General features: G+C 39.0%; 23 protein-coding genes. 5 read left to right on the forward strand and 18 right to left on the reverse strand.

The genetic code is table 11. From position 1 onward, the window contains the following. The first annotated feature begins 170 nt into the window (after positions 1–170). Positions 171–533: a YflT domain-containing protein gene (locus tag AN957_RS24625; protein WP_053478652.1), complete on the forward strand. Its 363-nt coding sequence runs from the start codon at positions 171–173 to the stop codon at positions 531–533. A 140-nt stretch (positions 534–673) separates the two neighbouring features. Here AN957_RS24625 and AN957_RS24630 read toward each other — a convergent pair whose 3' ends face one another. Genes AN957_RS24630 through AN957_RS24640 form a run of 3 tightly spaced genes read right to left on the reverse strand, consistent with a single transcriptional unit; the run spans position 674 to position 4,117 of the window. Beyond that, positions 674–2,281: an N-acyl-D-amino-acid deacylase family protein gene (locus tag AN957_RS24630; RefSeq protein ID WP_056686659.1), complete on the reverse strand. Its 1,608-nt coding sequence runs from the start codon at positions 2,279–2,281 to the stop codon at positions 674–676. A 46-nt stretch (positions 2,282–2,327) separates the two neighbouring features. Next, positions 2,328–3,821 carry a sodium/pantothenate symporter gene (gene panF / locus AN957_RS24635; RefSeq protein ID WP_053478650.1) on the reverse strand — a complete coding sequence of 498 codons (1,494 nt, stop codon included), beginning with the start codon at positions 3,819–3,821 and terminating at the stop codon, positions 2,328–2,330. A gap of 11 nt (positions 3,822–3,832) precedes the next feature. Further along, the gene (locus AN957_RS24640; RefSeq protein ID WP_053478649.1) at positions 3,833–4,117 is read right to left on the reverse strand and encodes a DUF997 family protein; all 285 of its coding nucleotides are present in this window, start codon (positions 4,115–4,117) and stop codon (positions 3,833–3,835) included. A gap of 284 nt (positions 4,118–4,401) precedes the next feature. Here AN957_RS24640 and AN957_RS24645 point away from each other — a divergent pair, with 284 nt between their 5' ends. Continuing rightward, positions 4,402–5,247: an SPFH domain-containing protein gene (locus AN957_RS24645; protein WP_056686662.1), complete on the forward strand. Its 846-nt coding sequence runs from the start codon at positions 4,402–4,404 to the stop codon at positions 5,245–5,247. 12 nt (positions 5,248–5,259) lie between these two features. After that, positions 5,260–5,421, forward strand: coding sequence for a type II toxin-antitoxin system antitoxin (locus AN957_RS27260; RefSeq protein ID WP_075209255.1), 162 nt, complete (start codon positions 5,260–5,262; stop codon positions 5,419–5,421). A gap of 174 nt (positions 5,422–5,595) precedes the next feature. Here the strand turns inward: AN957_RS27260 and AN957_RS24650 are convergent, their stop codons facing one another. Continuing rightward, complete coding sequence (locus AN957_RS24650; RefSeq protein WP_056686664.1) at positions 5,596–5,979, reverse strand: hypothetical protein; 384 nt, start codon at positions 5,977–5,979, stop codon at positions 5,596–5,598. A gap of 399 nt (positions 5,980–6,378) precedes the next feature. Here AN957_RS24650 and AN957_RS24655 point away from each other — a divergent pair, with 399 nt between their 5' ends. Further along, positions 6,379–7,434: a C40 family peptidase gene (locus tag AN957_RS24655; RefSeq protein ID WP_053478646.1), complete on the forward strand. Its 1,056-nt coding sequence runs from the start codon at positions 6,379–6,381 to the stop codon at positions 7,432–7,434. Positions 7,435–7,718: 284 nt separating this feature from the next. Here AN957_RS24655 and AN957_RS24660 read toward each other — a convergent pair whose 3' ends face one another. The 5 genes from AN957_RS24660 to AN957_RS24685 all read right to left on the reverse strand — a co-directional run bounded on the left by AN957_RS24660 (position 7,719) and on the right by AN957_RS24685 (position 10,976). Beyond that, positions 7,719–8,144 (reverse strand): hypothetical protein, encoded by a 426-nt coding sequence (locus AN957_RS24660; RefSeq protein ID WP_056686667.1) that lies wholly within the window; start codon positions 8,142–8,144, stop codon positions 7,719–7,721. Between the two features lie 80 nt (positions 8,145–8,224). Continuing rightward, positions 8,225–8,776, reverse strand: a complete 552-nt coding sequence (locus tag AN957_RS24665) for a cysteine hydrolase family protein (protein ID WP_082446748.1) — start codon at positions 8,774–8,776, stop codon at positions 8,225–8,227. Between the two features lie 433 nt (positions 8,777–9,209). Continuing rightward, positions 9,210–9,497, reverse strand: coding sequence for a hypothetical protein (locus tag AN957_RS27930; protein ID WP_156341164.1), 288 nt, complete (start codon positions 9,495–9,497; stop codon positions 9,210–9,212). A 423-nt stretch (positions 9,498–9,920) separates the two neighbouring features. After that, entirely contained in the window at positions 9,921–10,274 is a 354-nt protein-coding gene (locus AN957_RS24680) for a hypothetical protein (protein WP_053478639.1), read from the reverse strand. A gap of 144 nt (positions 10,275–10,418) precedes the next feature. After that, positions 10,419–10,976 (reverse strand): YitT family protein, encoded by a 558-nt coding sequence (locus AN957_RS24685; protein WP_075209256.1) that lies wholly within the window; start codon positions 10,974–10,976, stop codon positions 10,419–10,421. Positions 10,977–11,741: 765 nt separating this feature from the next. On the opposite strand from AN957_RS24685, the gene AN957_RS24690 reads away from it, so the two are divergent. Continuing rightward, positions 11,742–12,392, forward strand: a complete 651-nt coding sequence (locus AN957_RS24690) for a hypothetical protein (protein ID WP_142108355.1) — start codon at positions 11,742–11,744, stop codon at positions 12,390–12,392. Positions 12,393–12,765: 373 nt separating this feature from the next. On the opposite strand, the gene AN957_RS24695 is transcribed toward AN957_RS24690, so the two are convergent. From AN957_RS24695 to AN957_RS24730, 9 genes are all read right to left on the reverse strand, one after another. After that, entirely contained in the window at positions 12,766–13,599 is an 834-nt protein-coding gene (locus AN957_RS24695; RefSeq protein WP_056686680.1) for an alpha/beta fold hydrolase, read from the reverse strand. Between the two features lie 17 nt (positions 13,600–13,616). Beyond that, complete coding sequence (locus AN957_RS24700; RefSeq protein ID WP_056686683.1) at positions 13,617–14,507, reverse strand: ABC transporter permease; 891 nt, start codon at positions 14,505–14,507, stop codon at positions 13,617–13,619. A 24-nt stretch (positions 14,508–14,531) separates the two neighbouring features. Beyond that, positions 14,532–15,137: an ABC transporter permease gene (locus tag AN957_RS28710; RefSeq protein WP_245637811.1), complete on the reverse strand. Its 606-nt coding sequence runs from the start codon at positions 15,135–15,137 to the stop codon at positions 14,532–14,534. 41 nt (positions 15,138–15,178) lie between these two features. After that, positions 15,179–15,478, reverse strand: a complete 300-nt coding sequence (locus tag AN957_RS28715; RefSeq protein ID WP_245637812.1) for an ABC transporter permease family protein — start codon at positions 15,476–15,478, stop codon at positions 15,179–15,181. A gap of 71 nt (positions 15,479–15,549) precedes the next feature. Next, positions 15,550–17,184: an ABC transporter substrate-binding protein gene (locus AN957_RS24710; protein WP_056686686.1), complete on the reverse strand. Its 1,635-nt coding sequence runs from the start codon at positions 17,182–17,184 to the stop codon at positions 15,550–15,552. Between the two features lie 24 nt (positions 17,185–17,208). Continuing rightward, positions 17,209–18,429, reverse strand: a complete 1,221-nt coding sequence (locus AN957_RS24715) for a dipeptidase (RefSeq protein ID WP_053478633.1) — start codon at positions 18,427–18,429, stop codon at positions 17,209–17,211. A gap of 64 nt (positions 18,430–18,493) precedes the next feature. Then, positions 18,494–19,558: an ABC transporter ATP-binding protein gene (locus tag AN957_RS24720; RefSeq protein ID WP_056686689.1), complete on the reverse strand. Its 1,065-nt coding sequence runs from the start codon at positions 19,556–19,558 to the stop codon at positions 18,494–18,496. Next, positions 19,548–20,573 (reverse strand): ABC transporter ATP-binding protein, encoded by a 1,026-nt coding sequence (locus AN957_RS24725; RefSeq protein WP_053478631.1) that lies wholly within the window; start codon positions 20,571–20,573, stop codon positions 19,548–19,550. The genes AN957_RS24720 and AN957_RS24725 overlap by 11 nt, the downstream gene beginning before the upstream one ends. An 18-nt stretch (positions 20,574–20,591) precedes the next feature. Continuing rightward, positions 20,592–21,380, reverse strand: a complete 789-nt coding sequence (locus AN957_RS24730; protein WP_056686692.1) for an IclR family transcriptional regulator — start codon at positions 21,378–21,380, stop codon at positions 20,592–20,594. Positions 21,381–21,706 lie beyond the last annotated feature (326 nt).

The raw sequence follows: 21,706 nt of genomic DNA on the forward strand, positions 1-21,706 counted from the left end.
ATTACTTTAATTATATTGTTAATTATATTACTTTCAAGTATTATATTTTATTTTTATCAAATTTAATTTAGACACTCTTTATTCTATGAAAAATGTTTCAAATCTATCAAAAAAGGTAAGTACATAGAAGACAACTGAATAATAAAAAATAATTTTGGAGGATGATAGTTATGCGTAAAGTACTTGTTGCCAATAATGTTCTGGATGTTCAGGAAAAAATATCTCAACTAGCTGCTGAAGGATATTCGAAGGAACAAATATATGTTTTTGCACATGATAAAGATTACTCCAAAGAATTAACGGATGATACACTTACTCAAAGCATGGATTTAGAGGAAAAAGGAATGATGGACACCGTTGCAAACATATTTAAGTCACGAGGAAATGAGCTTCGAAGCCATTTTGAAAATCTCGGTTTAACTTCATCCGAAGCGGAGCAATATGAAGAAGAGCTTGATAGAGGGAAAATCGTTATCGTTGCTACGTTGAATAAATTGTCTGAATCTGAATTACCTATTAATACTAGTTTTTAACCATTTGAAGAAATAAAAAATAAGGCTCTGCAGAGATTTTTTTCTCTGGAGAGCCTTTATTATCCAATAGCGCCTCATAACAACATCATGATTTTAATAGCCTAACCACTTGCTATAAACATTCCAGGTCTGTGAGCTCTTTATATTGAAACGTTTGTAGCATATTCAGACTCTCGTCTTATCACTTGACCAGCGGTTACTCCTAAGTATTTTCCCTCTTCAACAGCCAATTGCCCGTTTACAAATACATAATGAATGCCTGATGGTTCTTGTAAGGGCTCCTCATATGTGGCATTATCTTTAATCGTTTGCGGATCGAATATAACAATATCTGCTGCAAATCCTTCTTTCAGCAAACCCCGATTCTTCAGACGAAGCAATTGTGCAGGCGCCCCTGTCATTTTTCGAATAGCCTGTTCAAGCGTAAGGGCTTGTTTCTCTCTTACAAAATAGCCTAATACTCTTGGATACGTGCCATATAGACGTGGATGTGGCTTCCCTCCAAAAATCCCATCAGAACCTACAATTTGTAAAGGATGCTGCATTCCTCCAGTAATTACCTCTTCCTCCCCCCAGTGGATTAGCATGGTGATCCCAGCGTTTTCCTCTAGAAGAAGCTTAAATGCTGCATCAGCTGGTTCAACTTCTAGTAAATTTGCAATCTCAACCATATTCTTTCCTTCAACCCAGCGATTTTTTTCAGTGGAAACAGAGGTGAGTGTAATATTTTCCCATCCGCAGTTTAGCACCCAGTTTTCATAATCAGTGTTATTCCTAAGATCCTCTTTAATACGTGCCTGTATATCAGCATCCTTTAACTTCTCCAGCAGTTCAGCTGTTCCGCCAGAATGCATCCAAGGAGGTAAGATAGCATGAAAAACAGTAGAACCTGCAGTATATGGATATTGATCAAAGGTTACTTCGATTCCTTCTTTTCTCGCCTCGTCCATTCTGTCTAGCGCTTTCTCGTATTTTGAACGATTGATCTTCCCAGCGACTTTAAAATGAGACACATGTAACCGCACCCCAGATTGTCTAGCCACATCAATAACTTCCTCTAATGCCTCTAGTGATCGATTGCTCTCATTTCGAATGTGAACAACAAAACATCCATCATATTTTGCTGCTCCTTTACAGATCTCTATTAATTCCTCTTTGCAGGAGAAAACGTTAGGCGGATAGACAAGACCTGATGATAACCCAACAGCCCCTTGTTTCATGCCTTCTTCTACAAGCTCTCTCATTTTTGCCATTTCTTCTTTCGTGGCATTTCGCCCTTCAAACCCCATCACCAATGTCCGGACAGCTCCATGCGGCACAAGATAGGTGGCATTCCCCGCTATATCTGAATCTTCCAAAAACTGAAGGTACTCTTCAATCGTATTCCACGGCCAATCGCCAATATCTCCATTCAATCCTTTTAATTGCTTCTGCCAGAGCGGTTTTGTTGCTTCCGATACGGGGGCAACCGAGATCCCATCCTGCCCGAACAATTCTGTTGTGACTCCCTGTAAGACTTTTATTTTATGAATCTCTGGTTTAATGCAAAGCAGATCAGAATGCACATGCGTATCAATAAAACCAGGACTTACAGCTAGTTTTTCTGCATGAATTACTTGCTTTGCCTCTTGTAGGCTTAAATCGCCTATTTTACTTATCACACCGTCTTTAATACCAATATCCGATTTCGTCCAAGGATTTTCCGTTCCATCATAGATTTGTCCACCTTTAATAATCGTATCAAACATATAGCATCCTCCTAATAGGTTGATTCTTCTCTTAAGAAAATAAGAACTAGCTTATAGACCTATTCCCACTATTTGCTGCAGCCCTTTGCGAACCCCAGAATTTAATAATGACTTCTTGTGATGGTCTTTTTGATAAGTAACTGACAGCAATCATTAAAAAGATTGAAACAGCTGTCGAAGTAACAATCGTTTGCATCCCAAATGGGTTTGGAAATAATTCTCCGAGCAAGATATAGCTTATTAAGCCTGCATACATCGAAATAATCGCACCCCATGTGGTCGCTCTCTTCCAATAAAGACCGAATACAATTGGAGCAAAGAAAGTTGCTTCAAGCCCGCCTATTGCATACACCACAATAAATTGCAAATAGTCTGGAGGCGTTAAGGCGAATAATACAACGCCAACACCAATAATAAGAGTCGTAAAATATGATAGTTTAGCAATCTTTCTTTCACTGGCTTTCGGGTTAATATAATTCAAATAAATATCCTTTACAACGGAGGCGCTAGTTACAAGCAGCATGGAGTTGACCGTCGACATAATGGCAGCGAGCGGAGCTGATAATACGATTCCCGCCACCCATCCAGGCATGATATCCAGGATAAGTGTTGGCAACGCCATATCAGGTACGGATAAATTCGGATATAATACTTTTACAAATGGGCCAAGAGTGGCAAAGAAAATGGTAAAAAGCGCCATGATAAGCCCGCTGTAAATAATTGATTTATGCATGGATTCCGTATTTTTAAAAGTCATTCCTCTGACAGATGCATGCGGCAGCCCAATGGCAGCAATCCCAAAGAGCATAAAATAAGAAAACAGCATTAACGGTGTTGCCCCTGATGGTCCAGGCAATTCTACCATTTCTGGATGTTCTGTTACGAGTTGTCCAATTAATCCGCTAAAACCCTCTGTCTTAATAAAAAAGAAGATCCAAAGCAAGACTCCGCCTAATATCATAATGATCCCCTGAATAGCGTCCGTTATTGCGACAGCCCTAAACCCGCCATATACTGTATAAAGAACAACAGCCAGACCAAAAATCATTAACCCCGTTTTATAAGGCAATCCTGTAATGGATTCTAAAATCCGCGCTCCCCCTACAAATTGGGCAACCATATACGCACTGATAAAAATAATAATCCCAATCGAACTCCCCAGCACGACCGCTTTACTTTGGTACCTTTCTTTAAAAAAGTCTGTTAATGTAACTGCATTAATCTTTCTTGCCACAATGGCAAATTTTTTCCCGAGTATTCCTAAAATATATACACCCATCCCTACTTGCGTCAGGAGAATAAGAATCCAGCTAAAACCGGAATTATAAGCAACACCTGGCGATCCTATAAATGTACCCGCACTTGCAGCCGATGCTAGGAGAGTAAATGTTAATACTAACGGTCCGAGAGATCTGCCGCCAATGAAGTAATCCTCCTGAAAGTTTGCATTCTTGACCTTTAAACGCTTATGCAGTACAATCCCGATTGCAAAGGTAACAATTAAAGCAAGACATATCGGTATAAGAACATCCCATTTCATTAAACCGTCACCTACCTTTCATCCTCTGCTTCAATAGACATATCCTTGTAAAAAAACTTCACCATAAAATAAGGAAGAATACAGAAAATCACATTCCCTACAAGTCCACCCCAAAAAAACCAAGCGGGAAAGCCAAGAATATAACTCATGGAAGCTGCTGGTTTGTTAAGGCCAATCCATAGGGATACCCCACCTACAAGAAGAATGTTAATCACAAATAACCACATCGTCACCCGCATTTCCTTATCACATTGAGCAAACCTGCTATCCTCGATGAATTCCTCTTGATCCTTCAATAAACTCTGCCTCCTTTGATTGATGTTTTAACTTCTTCATTGGTATTTTTTGAAGCCAACACTTCTTTTAAAAGTATAGGTCTTGCCTTCAATGTAAGTCAATAGAATATTATGAATTTTTATACTATTTTAAAAAATAGGCAAAATGATGGATTTATCTAAAATTTATATTAAAGTCCTAGCTTTCATTACTTAACATCTATTTTTCAGAAAAAACATTTTACAATTTTTCCTAAAAGTGATATCATAATAATATAAGTTAGATATTGAGAGGAGTGATTAAAATGAAAGAAAAAAACGTCTTTCAGGTTAATGGTTTTATTGGGATTTTATCAGTCATCGTGCTGCTTGGACTTGGTGTATGGCTTTTAATTAGCCAAGAGCTATTTGTCGTTGCCATTCCATTACTTGTTGTAGCTGTCCTTTTGGCAAGCGGAATTACAATTGTTCAGCCAAATCAGGCAGCTGTCGTTACTTTTTTCGGTAAGTATTTAGGTTCGATTCGCAACAATGGACTATACTTGACTGTGCCGCTTTCACTGCGTCGCAATGTGTCATTAAGGGTTCGAAACTTTAATAGCAAGCGCTTAAAGGTAAACGATGTGGAAGGAAATCCGATTGAGATTGCTGCGGTCATTGTTTTCAAAGTTGTCGATTCGGCTAAAGCTGTGTTTGATGTAGACAATTATGAGGAATTTGTTGAGATTCAAAGTGAAACAGCCATTCGCCATGTGGCAACGAAATATCCTTATGATACGTTTGAAGATGCTGATCTTACATTAAGAGGGAATGCAGAAGAGGTTTCCAATGAATTGACAGCTGATTTACAAGACAGACTGAATGTTGCTGGGGTTGAAGTGATTGAAGCAAGATTAACACACCTTGCTTACTCAACAGAGATTGCCCAAGCGATGCTGCAGCGCCAACAGGCATCAGCCATTATTTCAGCTCGACAAAAAATCGTTGAAGGTGCTGTTGGAATGGCACAAATGGCGATTAGACAGTTAGAAGCGGATAAAACAATTGAGTTAGATGATGAGCGCAAAGTCCAAATGGTTAATAATTTATTGGTAGCCATTGTAGCAGAAAAACCAGCCCAGCCTGTTATTAATACGGGGACACTATATTAATGAGTGGGCTCTATGTCTAAGAAAAAAAGTTTTCCATTACGTTTAGACCCTGAACTGTATGAGATTTTGCAAAAGTGGGCTGCTGATGATTTTAGAAGCGTAAATAGCCATATAGAATTTCTTCTTCGTGATGCCGCTAAGAAGGCTGGAAGGCTGAAGAAGTCGCAGGAGTAAAAGTCTTAAGCCATATATAAAGGAGAGCAATCTTGACTGGATCGGCTCTCCTTTTGTTTACCTTTTTTATGAATTATCCATGTGTTTGTTTGCAGAATGCGATAAAGATGGAGTTCATTTCTATAGAAGAAAAAATAATTTCGTGGAAAACAATGAGGAAAAATATTGTTCTTACTAACTTAATTGTCGTTTTATGTTAGCCAGATCCCTTTCATTCCGTGCCGTTTTCTCCCATATAAAATCTTGGTCATTTTCCAGCACTTTGAAACGGGCCAATATTTCTTGATGACGCTCTTCACTTTTCGTTTCCATCTTTTCTATTTTAAAATGGAGTCCTTGTTGGTCTTGTTTCATTTCTTGCATGTCTTGCTTCATCTCTTGCTGGTCCCGTTTCATTTCTTGCATGTCTTGCTTCATCTCTTGATAATCCTGTTTTATTCCTTGTATGTCCTGTTTCATCTCTTGCTGATCCTGCTTCATCTCCAGCTGATCTGAATGCATGGTTCCTACCATTGTAATTAATTGAGATAACATACTTTCAATTTTTTCTTCGTTCATTTTTTCTCACCTCCTCTTTATTATTATACAACATTTACATCCTTGTGGATTCAGAGGTTATGTAAAAAAGATAAAAGCAGTTCTCTTTTATTGAATGCTTACTTTATAAGCAATACATACGAACACACCTACTAATCAAACGTTTGATTAATAGGTGTGTTCGATTTTTATAAGATAGCTGCAATCTTTCCCAGGGAAAAAATGGGGCAGATTCCCTATCCCCTCTGTCCCACAAATTTACTACCTTCTTAAAAATGTCCACTGTACACATACAAACCAGCAAATTATGTCCACTATATTCATACAAACTAGTAAATTTTGTCCGCTGATGGTGTCAGGTGTCGTTTTGTATGATAGAATATGCATAATATAGATTATTTTGGGAGGGTTGAGAGAAGAATGAAGAAAAAAGTCGCAACTTTTGCAACTGCTGCTCTATTATCAGCAAGCTTTACAACGAGTGCCTTTGCTTCTACCTACACGGTACAAAAGGGGGATACCCTTTCTAGCATTGCTAAAAAGCACAATACGACAATTGGTGAGCTTAAATCTTTAAACAATCTAACAACAGATTTCTTAGCTAATAACCAAACGCTAAAGGTTGCGAAAGCCGTTGCCCCCACTGCTCCGAAAACAGCAGCAGCCGCTTCCGCTCTGACTCAAACTGTACAAGCCTACACAGTCGTTCAAGGTGACAATCTTAGCAAAATTGCTGCGAAGCATGGAATCAAATTAACTGATCTCATTGCGTGGAATAGCTTAAAATCAGACATTATTTATCCAGGGCAAAGTTTGAAGGTATCTGCTTCTTCTACAGCTCCATCGAAAGAACCTGTGGTGGAAGAATCCTTACCAGCACCTGCACCCACTCCTGCCCCTTCTGGAAATAGTAATCAGACAGCATACATAGTAAAAAGCGGCGATAGCCTATCACGAATCGCTTCTCAATTCGGAACAACGGTTCAGCAGCTGCAAACCTTAAACAACTTAAAATCTGATTTAATTTATGTTGGTCAATCATTGGCAGTCAACGGCCAAGGAAAGCAACCTGCAACTGAGCAAAAGCCCGAGGCTAACGAGCAAGTAACGAATACGGGTATGCCTTTATTAGATGAGGCAATCAAGCTCATCGGTACTCCTTACCTATATGGCGGGGCTAGCGTGAATGCCTTTGATTGCAGCGGATTTATTTATTATGTATTTAACAAAGCGGGGAAAACCATTAATCGCCTTTCTTCTGAGGGCTATTATAGCCGTTCCTATTATGTGGATACTCCACAGCCTGGGGACCTAGTCTTCTTTGAAAATACGTATAAACCAGGAATTTCCCATATGGGCATTTACATGGGCGATAACCAGTTTATTCATGCCAGCACATCCAAAGGTGTAATGATTACGAAGCTTAGTGATGCTTACTATCAGAAGCATTTTGATGGGTTTAAGAGATTCTATTAATCTACATGAAAAAGGATCAATCTTCCTGATGGGAAGGTTGATCCTTTTTCATTATGACATCCACTTCTATTAAAAATCCTTATCCGTATACATAGATATGTGAGCATGTTCAAATTTCATCTCTTCTTTGATATAGGTAACAAGATTGGAGAAAAGCTCCCTGTCACGCTGTTCATTCTCTTAAGATAGACGAACATTTGTAGCCAAAAAAAGCTAAGAGAAATCTCCTTAGCTATGGTACATTCAGATCTGTAAGGTCTTTCTCCACGATTAGCGCCAGACAATTAGGCCCCTACAGTTTGGATATGTGTTTCTTCGCCATTTTTAAATACACGAAGGAACTCGTAGTCTTTCGGTCGGTGAATTTCGTATAATTTTTGCATCACTTGATTTTCCTGCCCTTTATCAGAGCGCTCATTCAAATAAATAGTAAGTGTGTCCTCTTCTTCTTTCACATCGATTGAACCAAAGCTCTTCCCTTTATCAAGAAATTCCTGGCTTAAAAACAAATAAAACTTATCCTTCTTAACATTAAGTATATAAATCCCATTCCCTGTTCCATCTTCATTTATTTCCATCTGAGTAATAAAGTCTTTCACTGTGGCACTTGCTTTTTCTGGATTAATCTCTGAAAATGTCAATTTACCATCGTTAACATTGCATCCCATTAGCAGCAAAAGCATAAATGGCAATAACAATAGTTTCTTCACTGCTTCACCCCTGTTATGGCTTTGTATTTAGGATTAACTTATTCTTACATTTTTCAAGCATTGCCTAGCACTATATAAAACTAAATAACCGTTGCTCCAAGCGATCCTTCAAAATGGCTTAAAGCCCACTCATGCCCTGCTTGATTAAAGGATGCAACTGCCTCTTTATGAACAACCATTTTAAACCCTTTGTTATAAGCATCTACCGCTGTGTGGAGAACACAAATATCGGTACAAACCCCTACTAAATGAATCTCTTCAATTCCACGCTCACGTAATTTCATTTCTAGGTCCGTTCCGGCAAATGCCGAATATCTTGTTTTATCCATAAAGTATACATTTTCCAATCCTTCATTCGTTTCATACAGTTCTTTTAGTGCACCATACAAATCTCTGCCACTTGTATGTCGGATATTATGTGGAGGAAATAGCTTGGTTTCTGGATGAAAGGGGTCTCCTTCCTCATGGACATCAACAGCAAATACAGTAAAGTCCCCTTTTGAGATAAATTCCTTCGTTAAATCGACTATTTTATCTTCTAGTGCCTGCCCCGGCTCTCCACATGTTAAAGCTCCATTAGTTGCGACGAAATCTTCTGTGTAGTCAATATTAATTAATGCGCGTTTTGGCATAATGGCTCACCTCATATTGGTTTTTTATTCCTAATTAAATGGTAATTCAGGGGTGGGTTTTTAGCAACTTCTTTTAGTGGTTAAAATAAAGAGGAAACGTGCTTGTGTACTTTGGGTTTTAAGTAGAATTTGATCAAGTACGCATTACTATTTTTACAGCATTTGTGAGGAATTGGATGTGGGTAGTTTAATTTCGGAACACCTTCGGACTCGAGCGTGCCTTTTTCTACGGATCTTGTCTGAACTTGAACTAACTTCGGACTCAGGTCTCCTTTTTTCACCTGATCTTGTCTGAACTTGAACTGACTTCGGACTCCAGCATGCCTTTTTCTACGGATCTTGTCTGAACTTGAACCACCTTCGGACTCGAGCGTGCCTTTTTTCCGAATCTTGTCTGAACTTGAACTGACTTCGGACTCCAGCATGCCTTTTTCTACGGGTCATGTCTGAATTTGAACCACCTTCGGACTCCAACATGCCCTTTTCTACGGATCTTGTCTGAACTTGAGCTAACTTTAGACTCCAGCATGCCTTTTTCTTCGGATCTTGTCTGAACTTGAACTGACTTCGGACTCCAGCATGCCTTTTTCTTCGGATCTTGTCTGAACTTGGACCATCTTCGGACTCCAACATGCCCTTTTCTACGGATCTTGTCTGAACGTGAGCTGACTTCGGACTCGAGCGTGCCCTTTTCTTCGGATCTTGTCTGAACTTGAACCACCTTCGGACTCCAACATGTCTTTTTCTCCAGATCTTGTCTGAACTTGAACCACCTTCGGACACCAGCGTGCCTTTTTCTTCGGATCTTGTCTGAACTTGAACTGACTTCGGACTCGAGCGTGCCTATTTCTACGGATCTTGTCTGAACTTGAACCACCTTCGGACTTGAGCGTGCATTTTTCTCCGAATCTTGTCTGAACTTGAACTGACTTCGGACTCGTGCCTGCCTTTTTCTCTGGATCTTGTCTGAACTTGAACCACCTTCGGACTCCAGCATGCCTTTTTCTTCGGATCTTGTCTGAACTTGAGCTGATTATAGAATAAGAGCTTCACATCATGACAAAGCAGTTTCTGATTACACAACAATAATCCAAACCTATAAAAAAGAGCTAAGAGATAAAACCCCTTAGCTACAATTCAATACCTAACGCTGTGTTTTTTTCTTTAAAAGGGCTAGCTTCGCTTTAGATGGGGTTTCATACTTTACCACACCGGAAAAGACAAAGTCTCCATCTCCCACACTATACAAACCGTCTTCGACATCTACATAACGATAAACTCTATATACTTGACCCTTCTTTAGTTTTCTGTCTTCTGACAGGACCCCACCTTTAACCTTCCATATGGCCGTATCTGTTAAAATCGTCACTTTCCCAATTTGTCCGGATCTTAGCCCCATTTTCCTCCACATCACTTTTGTTGATGCCTCGGTTATTGATACGGTTGATAATAGGAATCCTGTAGCCATCAATAGAGATACTATTATGTGTTTTCTCATGCTGTAGATGACCTCCATTTTTGTAAATTATTTTACAATTAATATATCGGTCAGCTAAAATTATATTTTCGGCTAACTCTTCACAACAGCCTTTCCCAATTAATCAAACGATTGATTAACACTATCGAACCACCCCAGGTGTTTCTATAATCCTTCATAACAGATATTCGCACAGACACCCGCAGTTAATATGGTGATGCCGGAAAACAAAACACTCTGTAGGCCCAATACCTGAGATCCTAGTCCGACAATGAAAACATCCATTAAAACGATAAGCAGTCCAATATTTATCGGCGTTTTTTGGGCTATGAAATAAGCGATCAAGTCAGTGCCCCCAGTGCTAGTCTTATTACGGAGCATCAATCCAACTCCAATTCCGCAAATCACCCCTCCTAAAATAGCACTCGCCCAGATCGGCAGGGAAAATTGAATAGGGGCCAATATATCAATAAAAATCGCAGTCACGATCATCCCGTAAACACTGCCATGAAACTGGGGTCTATCTTTCGCCCATGCATAGAGAATAAGAGGGACACTTAACAATGCCGACCACAGTCCAGCTTGAAAATCAAAATAATAATGCAAAATTAGGGCAAGGCCGATAATTCCACCATCCAGTAAATGATGCGGAACTAAGAAACCATTAATCCCAATCCCCAGCAGCATGCCTCCAAGCACAACAGCAGCAATTCGAGCAAACATTTCGACCACCCCATATTTTCAGACAAAAAACACTCATTTATCCATATGAGGATTGTCCAGAGAACATGCAAAAAACATGGGAATGGTTCGCAAATGTTGCTTAGTTTTCAACTGATTCCCCTTGAATAGAGGAACAGGGAAACTGTCCTTTATTTCACAGCTAGCTGAGTTTAGGCCAAGTTTGTAGATTTCTACATTTATTCCCCCGCAGTTTTATTGAACTTAATGTATTTTTTAAGTGATAAGACAGCCTTTATAATTTATAAATCGGTACAAATGACAATAAAATCTATAGAATATCTCTTAATTCTTCTATTCATCACTAGATTTTGAAATCCAACTGTCCATCATATATTTTTCGCTTTAATAGTCAATGTTCCCATTAAAACAAACTTTTCAATAACTATGTAATAATCACATAAAAAACACTAGCAAAATTAGGAAATTCTTGTTCAGACAACAATAAATTCCTTTACAATGGAAGTACTGGAGTTACTTTTAAAGTGGAGTGACGTTAATCAAAAATACTCAGTTCAAAATTTTAAAACTATATTTACCTGAACTATTTTTAATAGACAACATATTAAGCGAGCTACATGTTTTTAAAGGGAATAAACCCGAACTCTAAGTAGAAGAAAATCAGATTTTGAATATTATTTACATGCGTTAGTAAACACATGAAAACTAAATAGCGAAGTGAAGAGAAATTACCATTTCAACATTTGTAAAAAAACTATAAGGAAAAGAGGTCAAGTGAGGATGCTATTGAAAAGGAATTTGTATTTAATAGGTACTGTACTTGTTGGCTTGTATCTTGTGATATTTGTATCGGGTGTTTTTATTAACATGATCAGTTACCAAGCAGGTGACTATGCAATAGTTTTAGTTTTTTTGGTTTTTTTGGTCATACTTGAATCCTTTTTAATAAAAAAACTCCTATCCTATAACAATAACCAATCTCTTCAGAGGGAAATAGAACTTAGAAGGGAAAGAAAAAAATTAACACCTGGTTCAAAAGCAAGAATAAAAGAACTAGGTGCTGATGTATGTTTAAAGTTAAAACATGTGTCAGGTCTCCCAATCAATACGGGTACTAATACGTTCGTTTATAGATGTAATGATAAGATTGTTTTCGAAAGAAATGAGCACACTTTTGAATTAGAAATTGACAAAATTACAGATGTTTCAATCAAAACGAACGTACAAATCCACAAAGGATGGGTGCAACGCGACCGCGATATATTTGCGAGAGAAAAGACCAGTAAGATCTATCAATATTTGTTGATTTTCGCCTATGGAAATGGAAATGAAGGAAACTACATCACTTTTGATGTAACTAAGAATTCAAACAAAGCATCTATTTTTGTAGGAATTTACGATTATCAGTCAAGAGAAAGAAATATTGTAAAGTTGTAACCATAATCACGTAGTTTAGGTGACAACCCCCAACATAGAAATAGGTAAGAGGGACTTTTACTTTTAGGAAACAGTCAGTCCCTCTTTTTTTCGTTTCATTGTACTGAGCGTGAAAGTTTCCCTTTATATCTGTTTATTGCAAAAAAAAGGACAGAGTTTTGCAGAGATTATGTGCAGAACCTAGCTGCATAAAAAAAGGCTTGCCTGCTCCAAAAATGACCTCTACTGTTTGATTGTCGAGATCATAACAGGTGGAGGAATTGAAAGGATGCTAGCAGTGCCAGATGTAAATTATATCAAACATCTAAGAGAAAACGAAGACTTGTCTATTAATGAAATATCCATGAATGATTAGGTCAAAGCTGATTCTTCATTAAAGATCCGCATGAAGGAATTCACGAACTAACTTTAAATATGCCTCATTTTCCTCTTGCTGAGGGGAGTGTCCGCTATTTTCAAAGATAACGAGTTTTGAATTAGGTACCTTCTCAGCAATGAGCTCTGAGCAAACTACTGGTGTAATCCAGTCATGTCTGCCTACAGTCACTAATGTTGGAACAGATATTTGGTGCAAATCTGGAACTAAATTAAACGCTGGTTTATTATAGCGAAAAGCAAAATTATGCGTCTCACAGCGATAATAGATAGAATCCAAACGTGCTTTGACTGCTTCTGCGTCAAATTCGACCGTATAAAGCGGTTGAATGGCTGTAAACATCTCCTTTAGTTCTTCATTCGATCCTACCTTCCCATCGAATAGCCGGCGAATGCCCTCCTCTGTTATCCCTGGCAAATGACTCTCTAAAGCCCGGTCAACAGAAAGATGATCAAATTCACTATTGGCAGCCGTATCACGTAATAACACATGAGTAACATTTTCCGGATAGCGCAGCGTATACTCAAGCGTTAGAAATCCTCCATAGGATCCACCTAGAATCTTAATTGGACCGCCAACTAAGGTTTTCCTCATTTCTTCGATATCTGCTGCCCATTGTTCATGCGTAAATGGCGGGTTTCCCCCTGATCGGCCAGATCCCCGCATATCCATAAATACAAGACGGTATGTATCACCGAGCGGGGAAAAAGCTTTAATATCCCCACGGCAATCACTTAAACCAGGAGCTCCATGGATAAAAAAAATAGTCTCTCCATCAGGATTCCCATGAATTTCATAGTAAAGCTCGTTATCGTTAATCGTAATAAACATTGTCGTAGCTCCTTTCATTATTTTTTAACAAATCGTGGATCAAGTGCATCGCGTAGGCCATCTCCTAAGAAATTATAAGCAAGCACTGCGATGGTAATGGCAGCCCCTGGTAAAATCCCAAGTACAGGTGCCGTCCAAATATATTGCTGCGAATTTTGCAGCATATTGCCCCATGTCGGTGTTGGCGGTTGTATGCCTAGGCCTAGATAACTAATGGCACTCTCAGTAAGAATAGCTGCAGCAATTGTTAATGTTCCTGATACGATAATGGAAGGGATAATTTGAGGAATAATATATTTAGTTAAAATTCTTATCGATTTTGCACCAGATGCATTAGCTGCCTCAACAAATTCATACTCTTTCCATTTCAGAGTCTCCCCGTATACAACCCTCGCAATTTCCATCCAGCTAGATAAAGCAATGACCACAATGACCATAAATGGACTTGTACCAAGTACAGTTAAGGCGACAAGAACAAAGAAAAAATTCGGAATCGCCATCATTGCCTCTGTAATTCTCATAAACACAGCTTCTACAAACTTCCCAAAAAATCCAGCACATGCTCCGACAAAGGTGCCAATAAATAAAGAGAATAGCATGGCTGCTAAACCAACAAGCAATGTTACTCTTCCCCCATGAAGCATTCTGGCAAATACATCACGGCCAAGGTCATCTGTACCGAATGGATGCTGCAATGACCAGCTAGCTAAGGCACCAACCTCCTGTAACTCTTCTGGATTCACAGTCCAGACTAAAGGTCCAATAAATACGATGATGTGTAATATAATCAAAAACCAAAATGAAAAATAGGCAACTTTATTTTGAAGCAATCGATTGAGTAACGTATTCTTTTTTTTGACTTTTACCGCTGCTCCGCTCGTTACATTCGTTTGAGTAGAAGCCTCCATTCCATCTCACCTCCCCAGATCTATTTATACATTTTTCACTCTTGGATCAATTCGAGAATAAACAAGATCTACAAATAGGTTACACACAACAACTACAATCGTAATCATGACTGTAACACCCATTACAAGAGGATAATCCCTTCCTCTCGCCGCTTCAATAATTAACGTTCCAATTCCTGTCCATCCAAAAATAGCTTCAGTAATGACGGCGCCACTTAAAAGACGGGGAATAAGAACACCTATTATTGTAACGACCGGTATTAAAGCATTACGCAAAGCATGAACATATAAGACAATTGATTCCTTCGCTCCCTTTGCCCGAACCGTTCGAATATAGTTTTGAGAGATTACTTCAAGCATGGATGAGCGTGTAAATCGAACAATATTTGGGAGTACGGTCGTGGTTAAAATAAGGACAGGCAAAATTAAATGAGAGATCCAGCCCCATAAATCAAAATCTGCCCCTCGAGATCCTACACCTGATGAAGGCAGCCAGCCAAGGGTAATTGAAAATAGCAAGATTAGCATAAGCCCTAGCCAAAATGCTGGAACAGACAAGCCTATGACACTCATAAAATTTATTATATGGTCCTGTGCTTTTCCTCGTTTTATAGCTGATAATACTCCCAAAAGAATGCCAATAATAACAGAAATAACAATTGTGAAAACCGTTAATTCAATTGTATAAGGCAGTCTTTCTGAAATTCGCTGAATAACAGGCTCACTCGAAGTAAGGATATTCCAAGATCGCCTTGAACCGCATTTGTTATCCAGTCTATGTAGCGTATATATATTGGCTGATCCAATCCTAATTTCTCAATCATTGCTTGACGCTCTTCCGGAGATGCTTCCATTCTCATCGTGCTTGCTGGTCCACCGGGGGCAAGGTTAATTAGAAAAAAGGTGATGACTGTCACGATAAGTAATAAAACTGCACTTTGTCCCAATCGATTAAGCAAAAATCTGAGCACTTCATCTCCTCCTTCCTTTCCTTGTTAGTGGAATGGAAGTGTGTTGTTCACACACTTCCATATCCTATTCACTATTCTTCGATATACCACTCATGGATATAATGAAGAGCATCCCCAAATGCAAGTTCTGGAACCCCTTTAAGTTTATCAACACGTACTTGCGCTTCTTGCGGGTACCAAAGGAACATATATGGCAGTTCATCCGCCATTAATTTCTGCGCATCCGTATAAATTCCTTTACGATCCTCCACATCACTTGCTTGTGCACCCGCATCTAATAACTTATCCAACTCCGGATTCTGATAAGCAGGAATATTCATTCCCTTAATACTATTTGAATGCATATAAGCTGATAAATCTGGATCAGCAGGATATCTCCACCAATTTAAGCTCATTTCATAATCTCGATTAACAACGACATCCTGGACCATCGCATTCCATTCCATCGCATTTAATTTAACATCCAAGCCAACTTTCACGAGATATTGCTGGACCATTTGGGAAACAGCCTCCAAGTCCCCTTGAATCCCTATTTCGAAGTCAATTTTAAATGGCTCTCCATCTTTATCGACAATGCCATCCCCATCTGTGTCTTTCCAGCCTGCTTCAGCAAGGAGTTCTTTCGCACGTTCCGGATCATACTCATATCGCGTAACATCATCGGTGTAATATTCCTTCAATGCTGGGGCAATCCCCGCATCGGCAATTGTTCCATATCCTTTAAGCACGGTATCAATGATGTTTTGACGGTCAATGGCATGAAGGAGTGCTTGTCTAACCCGTACATCCTGATATTTTTCAATTTGCTGATTCACAATAAGCCAGAAGAAGCGGGTAGTCTCTCTTCCCTCAACAGTTACACCTTTTGCCTTTTCAATTCGGTCAAGTGCAGCCAAATCATCTAAAGCAAAAATGGAGAGCTCGCCGCTTAAAATTTGGGCAACATGTGTATTGGCATCAGCAAGAACCTTATACTCTACCTCATCAAGAAGAGCGGTCTCTCCATAGTAGTCCTCATTTCTTTCGAGAACGACACTCTGACCAGAAGTATAGCTCTTTAGCTTAAATGAACCGGTTCCGACAGGGGTCTTCTTATTAAAAGAGGTTAATTCCCAAGGATCATTCCCTTTAAAGATATGTTCTGGAACAATCTCTGTATTAAAGCTTAAATAAGCTGGTAAAGCCGCTACTGGACTCTCCATCATAAACTTTACTGTGAAGTCATCCACTACTTGAACCTCTTTTACCTTTTGGAAATAAGATGCATTATTTGCCCCTAATTCTTTATTTAATGCGATTTCATTAAATGTATAGGCGACATCTTCAGCAGTAAATTTTTCCCCGTCATGCCAAAGAACATCGTCCCTTAAATAGAAGGTCCATTCAAGGCCGTCTTCTGATGCCTCCCATTTTGTGGCTAAGTCAGGTGAAGGTGCTAAATCCTTTCCTGGCTGTGTTAACCCTGAGAATAATACTCTGTTGATGACATTTGATTCTGCGTATGCGTTCGGATGCCAGGGGTTAAATGTCGGATCTGCTACAATCGGAATGGAGACCTTTCCACCTTTCTTTGGTCCACTCGCCGAACCATTTCCATCTTCTTTTTCTCCACTTGTAGTCGTACTTTCTCCTCCGTAGGAGCATGCAGTAAGAAGAATAACGGAGAGCAATAGGGTACTAAAAAATTTCCATTTGCTTTTCTTCATAATCATCTACCCTCTCAAATTAAATTATTTTGCCCAAGTAGCCTCCAACACACGGAAGATATTTCCGCCAACAACTTTACGAATCTCTTCACGGCTGTAGCCTTTCTTCACTAACCAGCGAACAATATTAGGGAAGCATTCTGCTGGGTTTTCAAGCCCTTTCACATATTCAACCTTTTGCAGATTTGCCATTTGAGCACTCTTGATGGAAAGCTGTCCGGCTAGGAGGTCATGAACACCTACGTGATCCCCAAATAATGTATCAGGGCCAAAAGCCACATGGTCGATCCCCACTAAATTGGCTGTATACTCAAAATGCTCCATGAATGACTCAATATTATGTGCAGGATGATTATGAGTAATCGTCGAATGTGGAGCAGCTTCAATCGCAATAACTCCTCCTTTTTCTGCACAAGCTTTAATCACATCATCAGGTTTTAAGCGTTTTGTATCCCAGAGCGCACGGGCTCCTGCATGGTTAATCGTGACAGGCTTTTCACTTGCCTCAATCGTATCTAATGATGTCTTATCCCCTGCATGTGACACGTCAATCGTAATTCCAAGCTTATTCATCCGACGAACAGCCTGCTTACCAAATACAGTTAAACCACCATCATTCGGTTCTCTTAAACCTGCTCCTAATTGATTGGCTTCAGAATAAACAATCCCCATCGTACGGATACCAAACCCATATAAAACATCTAATCGATCAAGCTCATTTTCAATCATTGTTGAAGACTCCAATGCCCCAACAAAGGCAATTTTCCCTTCCTTTTTCGCGCGATATAAATCCGAGATACGCTCTGCCTTGATTACCATATCTTGATGAGCAATATCACTAAAACGAATACCCAAATCATGAATGACATCTGACCATTTCCATCCTGCCTGAGAAGTAATCATCGCTGTTCCATCCATGAAGTTTTCGAATATGACATCCAATCCGGATTGGCTTAGCGCTTCAAAGCCTGTCCAATCACGTCCTTGACGTCTAAATTCATAGAACTCTTGTAAATTCTCTGGCATAACAAATGTATGTTCATGCATGGAAACGATATAATCCTGTTCTAATATTTCTTGAACGGTTTCTTCTTCATCTGCCGAGACAGGATAAACGTAAGGTTCCACTCGATCATTTTCTTTCGATAATTTATACTCTTTATAATCCACACCAGCTTCTAAATACTGAAAAGATTTGTATCCGTCATACATTTTCTTGTTTCCTTGCTTAGTTGTTTGTGTCATGTTTAAAAACTCCTTATTTTTTATTTTTAGACTGATTATTCCGTTTAAAAAAACATTCAGATAATTAAATGGACAATTGTCCTTCTTTTCTAGAAGCAATGGCTTCTTTTAGTGTTTGTCCTTCTTCTAGTGGGTAATGGCAAGCGACGTGGTGTTTACTGCGTACTTCTACTAATGGCGGCATTTCATTCTTGCATCGTTCTGCTGCAAGTGGACATCTTGTTCGAAAACGACAACCAGATGGAGGATTAGCTGGAGAAGGGACTTCTCCTTTTAAAACTATTCGCTCTTTTTTCAATCGTGGATCTGCTTCAGGGACTGTTGATAACAGTGCTGCTGTATACGGATGGGCTGGACTCTCGAAGATATTATCCGTTTCTGACAGCTCAACAAGTTTTCCTAAATACATGACACCTACACGATCTGATATATGTCTAACAACATTTAAACCATGTGCGATAAAAAGTAAGGTAAGGCCAAATTCCTTTTTAAGCTTCATCAATAAATTGATTACTTGTGATTGAACTGACACATCAAGTGCAGAGACTGGTTCATCTGCTACAACAAATGTCGGATTTAGCGCAAGCGCTCTTGCAATGCCAACTCTTTGCCGCTGCCCCCCAGAAAATTCATGCGGATAGCTATTGTAACGGCTAGGATCCAGTCCAACTAATTCAAGCATTTCCTTTACTTTCTTTTCCTTTTCAGCTCCTTTCGCAATGCCATGGATTTCATACATTTCGCCTATAATTTGTCCTATTGTAAAGCGAGGATTCAACGAGCCAAAAGGATCCTGATAGATAATTTGCATCTGTTTTCGCAGTTTTCTAAGTTCATGTTTGTTATGTAATAAGATATTCGTATTATTAAAGAAAACCTGACCCTCTGTTGGCTCCTGCAGCCTCAAAATGTTTCTGCCAAGTGTTGATTTCCCGCAGCCTGACTCACCGACTAAACCTAATGTCTCCCCTTTATAAATCGTAAAGGACACATCATCAACAGCCAGCACTGCCTTTTTTTCTTTCCTAAAATAACCGCCTCCTTTGATTGGAAAGTGTTTTTTCAAATTTTCAATTCTTAGAAGTGGTTCTGAGTTGTCAGAAGAATAGCTCTTTTGATTAGGATTCAATAGATACACCCCCTTCTTCTTCAATTTGAAGTAAACTATTTTCGATCAGATAATCTACATGCCAGCATGCAACTTGTCTTTCCCCTCTCATTTCTAAAAGCGGTTCTTCTGTATGGCATTTATCTGTTGCAAATGGACAGCGTGGAGAAAAACGGCAGCCGCTTGGAATTTCATTTAAACTAGGAATTGATCCTTTAATTGATTTTAAAGGTACCCCGCGTTCTCCGTTCATCTTTGGAACGGACTCCAGCAGTCCTTTTGAATACGGGTGGAGTGGCTGATCAAAAATATCCTTTGTTTTAGCAATTTCCATCACTTTTCCTGCATACATAATGATAATTCGGTCGGCCATTTCGGCAGCAACACCAATATCGTGAGTAATGAGCAGGATGGACATATTACGTTCTTGACGTAATTTCCGTAAAAGCTCTAGTATTTGCGCCTCAATGGTAACATCTAAGGCAGTTGTTGGTTCATCAGCAATGAGAAGGTCCGGTTCAGAAGCTAAAGCAATGGCAATCATTACCCTCTGCCTCATCCCGCCTGATAATTCATGTGGATATTGCTTCAAGCGAGCCTGAGGATCTGATATTCCTACAAGACGAACAAGTTCTTCCGCTCGCTGCCAAGCCTCCTTTTTACTTATCGGGTGATGAAAAAGAATGGCTTCTGTAATTTGTTTGCCGATTGTAAAAACAGGGTTAAGTGCAGTTAGAGGTTCCTGAAAGATCATCGATATTTTCGATCCTCTTATCCTTCTCATTTCCTCGGTATTTTTGGTCGTCAGTTCCTCGCCATTGAATTTAATTTCGCCCTCGATGATTCTTCCATTCTCATATTCTACTAGCCGCATAATACTCATGGATGTTACACTTTTCCCACTGCCTGATTCACCTACAATACAAATGGTCTCTCCTCTATTAATATCGAAAGAAACACCATCTACAGCTCTTACAAACCCATCCTTCCCTTGATAACCTGTGACAAGACTTTTCACTTCAAGAATCTTATCCAACTAACTCCCTCCTCTCCATTAAGATAGTTTATTCATTAAATAATTTCTTCTAGATGGAAAAAAGACTTTGCTTAAAATGAAATTCATATTTTCTTGATATTCTTTCAGTATAGGAAGAATTTTCTTTGCCTGTTCATCTGTTAAACGATAGTCTGGGCCAGCAACTGATAAAGAGCCTAGAATATTATTCTTTTTATCAAATAAAGGAATAGATACAGCAGCCACTTCCTCAAACGTTTCACTGGATGTATAGAACCAGCCTTGCTTTTTAATAAATTCAAGTAAAACTTGGAAGCTTTCTTTTGTATTAATCTGTCTAGCTTTATTTTCTATCCCATGATCGATAATTTTGCTCTGAATGTCTGGGGGAAGATGCGCTAGAATCACTTTGTGTGAAGCACCAATATACAAGGGACTTCTCTTTCCAACCGATTCCGAAAAACGAACACTTTTTTCACTCTCAACGATTTTCAGGTATAGACCTTCTTCATTATCAATAATGGTCAAGACTACACTTTCCCCTGTCCCTAAAGCAATCCGCTTCATAATGGGCTGAATCATCTCGGATATCTTCAGATTTTCTTCAACCACATTGCCCAGCTCCATAAATTTGATCCCTAATTCATATTTGTTTGTTTCGGTATTTTGAACAACATATCCCTTCTCCTCAAATGTTGAGAGAATACGATGAACAATCGTATGACTCATATCTAAATATCTCGCAAGATCCCTCAATCCCCATGATGGGGTTTCAGCAGTAAATGCATCCAATATACTAAGGGCCTTACTAACTGTTTTCGAGCTCAAATTCACACACCCTTTGTGGTTCGATTATAGAACCACTATTCTAAATTTTGTAACGTTTTTATAATAATACCATGACAAAAAATATTGTAAATACATTTTTATGATTTTTTATAAGTTTCTGATTATTTGAAAGCAAGTATTATTATATGGCGAACATATACTACGAAAATCATTGATTCCGTATAAGGTTATAAAAATACAAAAAACCTGTAGATCCATCTACAGGGATTAGAGATTTTTGCTGATTCAATTGTTCTTGTTCACCAAACCCAAACTGTTCGCTTAAAAGTTTGGGCTTTCTTTGAACCGATGAAGGACTCTTCATT

It is taken from the genome of Cytobacillus solani (genome assembly GCF_001420595.1).
Lineage (GTDB): Bacteria > Bacillota > Bacilli > Bacillales > Cytobacillaceae > Cytobacillus > Cytobacillus solani.